Annotated in this window: 1 pseudogene; it reads right to left on the bottom strand. The window is 39.3% G+C overall.

Features of this window, described 5'->3' with window-relative positions:
- A pseudogene (locus AC2Q9J_RS17650) lies at window positions 1-397 on the bottom strand (MocR-like pyridoxine biosynthesis transcription factor PdxR); the annotation flags it as partial.

Below are 397 nucleotides of genomic sequence, written 5' to 3'. Positions count from 1 at the left end.
ATGATATGCAGTCCAGCCTCATCTCCTCTAACAGAAAAATCTTCTCCTAAAAATTCATCTATCGCTTCAATCAAGCATTTTCTCTTTGAGCGGTAAAGGGTTCGCATTTTGGCGATGTGCTTTTCATATCCTCCGGTCTTAATGAATTCTGCAACGACTAACTGATCGATTTTGGAAACTGTGGGTTTTTGCAGTGCATTGAATGCTTCATATTCTTTCATTAAAGATAAGGGGAGGACAAGATAACTAATCCGAATAGAAGGCAACAAGGTTTTAGAGAATGATCCAAAATAAATCACGTGATTCAAAGCGTCTAAATGAGCCAACGTTGGAATGGAGGCGCCACGATAACGGAATTCTGAATCATAATCATCTTCCACGATGTAACTGGAAGAAG

Source organism: Planococcus sp. RAB007_Raresut, assembly GCF_057369535.1.
Note: the sequence above shows the minus strand (reverse complement) of the source record. Positions and strands in the feature narration are given on the sequence as shown.